3 protein-coding genes are annotated in these 3,983 nt (G+C 74.8%); 2 read left to right on the forward strand and 1 reads right to left on the reverse strand.

Annotated features, from left to right (window positions below; all coding sequences use genetic code 11):
• Positions 1 to 155: 155 nt before the first annotated feature.
• Entirely contained in the window at positions 156 to 1,781 is a 1,626-nt protein-coding gene (locus J0670_RS32335; RefSeq protein WP_207815608.1) for a tetratricopeptide repeat protein, read from the forward strand.
• Between the two features lie 19 nt (positions 1,782 to 1,800).
• On the opposite strand, the gene J0670_RS32340 is transcribed toward J0670_RS32335, so the two are convergent.
• Positions 1,801 to 2,457, reverse strand: coding sequence for a histidine phosphatase family protein (locus J0670_RS32340; protein ID WP_207815611.1), 657 nt, complete (start codon positions 2,455 to 2,457; stop codon positions 1,801 to 1,803).
• A 270-nt stretch (positions 2,458 to 2,727) separates the two neighbouring features.
• Between J0670_RS32340 and J0670_RS32345 the strand changes: the two genes are divergently transcribed.
• A complete protein-coding gene (locus tag J0670_RS32345; protein WP_207815612.1) occupies positions 2,728 to 3,981 on the forward strand; it encodes a hypothetical protein in 1,254 nt (417 codons plus the stop codon).
• The last annotated feature ends 2 nt before the right edge of the window (positions 3,982 to 3,983 follow it).

Genomic DNA, 3,983 nt, shown 5'->3' on the forward strand with positions numbered 1-3,983 from the left:
GCGGCAGTGACACGCAAGGCCACGGGGCGCCTTACAGCAAGGCATGGCATTTCATGGCGGATATCCCGCAACAACGCCCGCTTCGCACCGGATTGACCGCATATCTCCCACAAACCGAACGTGGTCGCCTGGTGACTCCGAGTACTCTCTGCGCCATGGCAGCCACCCCACCGGCCGAGCCGAACCGACCGTCCCCCAATACCGTGATGCGCGCCCTGCGCGGCGACCGCTCGCCCGGCGAGTTCGCCACGGCCGTCCGCCGGGCCGCCCGAGAGATCGGCGAGCACGTGTCCTGCGACGCCCGCTACATCGGCCGGGTCGAATCCGGTGAGATCCGCTGTCCCAACTACGCCTACGAACGGGTCTTCCGGCACATGTGGCCGGACCGCACGCTCACCGACCTCGGCTTCGCCCCCCGCGCCGCCGTCCGCCGCCGCTCGGCGGACGGCGGACGCGGGGCCGCCGAGGCGCCGCCGCTCCACCCATCGCTCCACCCGCCGTTCCCGCCCCTGCCCGCCCCGCGCTCACCACTCTCCACTCAACTCCCGTACGCTGCCTCGCCGTACGCGGATCCAGCCGTTCCGGACGGGCCCCCGTGGCCGGTGGTCGGCGCGGTGCCCAGGGGGCCCGACGGATCGCCCTATCTCGACGAGGAGAACGACGACGTGCGTCGCCGTACGTTCCTGGCCGGCGGCTCGACCGCGCTGGCCGCCGTGATCGGCATCGACCGGTCGGCCGCCGCCGATCCCGCCGCCGTTGCCGGTTTCGGCCCGGCCACCGGCCAAGGTGCCTCCCCCGGTGCGGAGTTCGCCGCACCCTCGCTACTCGGCATCGACCCGGTGGTGCCCGGTCGGCCCGGGCCGGTGCCACCACCGCGCAAGGTCGGTGCCGCCGAGGCGCTCCGCGTCGAACAGGCCGTCCGGGAGATCAGACTGGCCGACGACGCACACGGCGCCGACGCCCTGTACGAGCTCGCCGGGCAGTCGCTGCGCACCGCCTACCTGCTGCTCAACGAGGGCGACTACAGCGCCGAGACGGAGCGTCGGCTCCAGTCCGGGGCCGGCGAACTGGCCATCTCCGTCGGGTGGCTGGCCCACGACTCGAACCGGCTCGCGGACGCCCGATCGTTCTACGCCGAGGCGCTGGCCACCGCCCGGATGGCCGGGGACTCCGCGCTGGAGGCGCACGTCTTCTGCAACAGCGCCTTCCTGGCCCGGGACGCCGGGCGCCCGCGCGAGGCGCTGCGCGCCGCGCAGGCCGGGCAGGTCGCCGCCCGGCAGCTGGACTCCGACCGGTTGCTCGCCCTGCTGGCCATGCGCGAGGCCGGCGCCTGGGCCCTGCTGCGGGACCGCGACGCGTGCGAACGGGCGATCACCCGGGCCTACACGCTCTTCGACCGCGGCCCCTCCGAGGCCGATCCGGAGTGGATGTCCTTCTTCGGCGACGCGGAGATCTCCGGTCTCCAGTCGCAGTGCTGGTCCGCGCTCGGCGACTGGGACCGCGCCAGCGAGCAGGCCGCACTGGCGATAGCGCTACAGGAACCGCACTTCGTCCGCAACCGGGTGCTGTACACCGCCGAACTGGCCCACGACCGGCTCGGCCGGGGGGACTTGGCGGGCGCTGGGCACCACGGCTCGGCCGCCGTCGCGCTGTTCGGCGAGGTCGGCTCCGCCCGGATCCGCAGCATGCTGGCGGACACCGCGGGGCGGCTGCGCCGACACACCGCGGTGCCCGAGGTCCACCGCTTCCTGGCCGACTACGACCGGGCGGCGGCCGCCTGACGGATCGCCATCGACCCTCTCAGTGGCCGGAGTTCAGCCCGTCCAGGTGGGAGAGGTCGTTCCAGACCTCCACCGCCGGGGCGCCGTACTCCCAGGACAGCACGCACAGCGCCGCCGTACCGAGCTTGAACCGCTGGGCGAACTCGGGCGGCAGGCCCAGCCAGCGGGCGGTCAGGATCCGCAGCAGGTGGCCGTGCGCGAACAGGATGACGTCCCGGTCGGCGCAGTGCATGACGGTGGTGTCCGGGTCGGGGACTCCGTGCTCCTCGTTGAGGCCGGCGAGGAAGGCGTCCACCCGGGCGGCCACCTCGGAGAGCTTCTCGCCTCCGGGCACGCCGTCGCGCCAGATCAGCCAGCCGGGGTGGTCGGTGGCGCGGATGTCCGCGCCGGTGCGGCCCTCGTAGCGGCCGTAGTCCCACTCCATCAGCTCAGGGCGCTCCACCGCGCGGTCCCCGAAGCCGGCCAGTTCGCAGGTCTCCTTGGCGCGGCCGAGCGGGCTGGTGTAGACGAGCGCGTCCGGGAGCCCGTTCCAGGGGGCCTTGGCGAGCCGGGCGCCGAGCGCCCGGGCCATCGCGCGGCCCTCCTCGGTCAGCGGGATGTCGGTTCGGCCGGTGTGGCGGCCGGTGGCCGACCACTCGGTCTCGCCGTGGCGGACCAGCACGATTCGGGCGGGCATGGGGGGGGCTCCTCGCAGCGGGACGGTCAACGGTCGGTCTCACCCTTGAGCACCGGGTTCCATGATCCCCCACCCGGAGCGCGGTCACGATCCAGGGCCCCGGCGACGATCGGTTCCGGCCGGTCCGCGCCGCGTCGCCACCGTCATCGCCGCCGCCATCGCCCCCGTCATCACCACCGCCGTCACCGTCAGCCTCCCGTCGTCACGGGCACCGTCACCGTCACCGTCGTCACCGCGTTGTCGGCCCCGGATGCGACACTGGGCCGCACCATGAACGTCTCGACGAACGTCCCGCCCAGCGGGCCCGCTGAGCCGCTCGCCCAGCGGCTCGCCGAGCTGCGCGGACCGGCCCCGCAGCGCAGTCTGAACGCCCGCTCCCTCGCCGCGCTCGCCGCCAATCCCGGCTGCCACCGCCGCGCCGTGCTGGACGCGGCCGGGGTGGACAAGTCGGCGCTGGCCGCCCGGCTCGGCCGCCCCGCCCCCTTCGGCCAGTCACCGTTCGCGATCTCCCGCGGCGTGATCTTCGAGTCCCGGCTGAAGGCGGACGGTTACGCCGCGCTGCTGGAGCCGCTCCGCGCCCACCTCGGTGTCCCGGCGGACGACCGCGCCCCGCTGCTGGTGCCGGACCTGCTGCACCGCTCCGGCCCGGCCGTCCGCGCCGACCGGACGGCCGAGGCGCTGGCCGGGGCCGCCGCCGAGCCGGAGGCCTGGACGCTGCTGGACCACCCGCTGCTGCGCCTGGACGTGGCCGGCGGCACCGCCTACCTGGAGCCGGACGCCCTGGTGGTGCACGGCGGACGCTGCACGGTGGTCGAGATCAAGTCCTTCCCGGTGCTGGACGGCAGTGCGGACCCGGCCAAGGTCGGCGCCGCCGCCCGCCAGGCCGCGGTGTACGTGCTGGCGCTCCAGCACGCCGCCGCCGCGGCCGCCGGGCAGCCGCTCTCCGATGACCCGTACACCGAGCAGCGGCTGCCGGGCAGTCCCCACACCAGCGTGCTGCTGGTCTGCCCGAAGGACTTCGGCAACCGGCCGACCGCGGTCACCGTCGACGTCCGCCGCGAGCTGGCCACCACCCGCCGCCAGCTGAGCCGGATGACCGGCATCGGGCGGCTGCTGGAGGCGCTGCCGCCGGGCAGCGACTTCGACCTGGCCACCGACGAGGAGGGCTCCCCGGCGCGCACCACCGAGCAGCTGACCGCCGCGGTCGAGGCGGTGCCCGCCGCGTACAGCCCGGACTGCCTCTCCATCTGCGAGCTCGGCTTCCACTGCCGCGCCCAGGCCCGCTGCGGCGACCGGGTCGAACAGCTCGGCCGGGGCGTGCGCGGCGAGCTGGGCAGCATCCGCACGGTCACCGAGGCACTGGCCGCCGCCTCCGGCACGAACGGCGGCAGCCCGAACGGTGACGGTACGGACGCTGGCGGTACGGACGTTGGCGGTACGGACGTTGGCGGTACGGACGACGCCGCCGAGCGCCTGGCCTACGCGGCCGCCCTGCGCGCGGAAGCACTGGGTGTCCTCACATGAGC

This window comes from Streptomyces sp. FH025 (genome assembly GCF_017427025.1).
GTDB lineage: Bacteria > Actinomycetota > Actinomycetes > Streptomycetales > Streptomycetaceae > Kitasatospora.

What these genes read in the sequence shown, in the direction of transcription:
- J0670_RS32335 (WP_207815608.1), top strand. Translation starts at nt 156, where the DNA reads ATGGCAGCCACCCCACCGGCCGAGCCGAACCGACCGTCCCCCAATACC.
- J0670_RS32340 (WP_207815611.1), bottom strand. Translation starts at nt 2,457, where the DNA reads ATGCCCGCCCGAATCGTGCTGGTCCGCCACGGCGAGACCGAGTGGTCG.
- J0670_RS32345 (WP_207815612.1), top strand. Translation starts at nt 2,728, where the DNA reads ATGAACGTCTCGACGAACGTCCCGCCCAGCGGGCCCGCTGAGCCGCTC.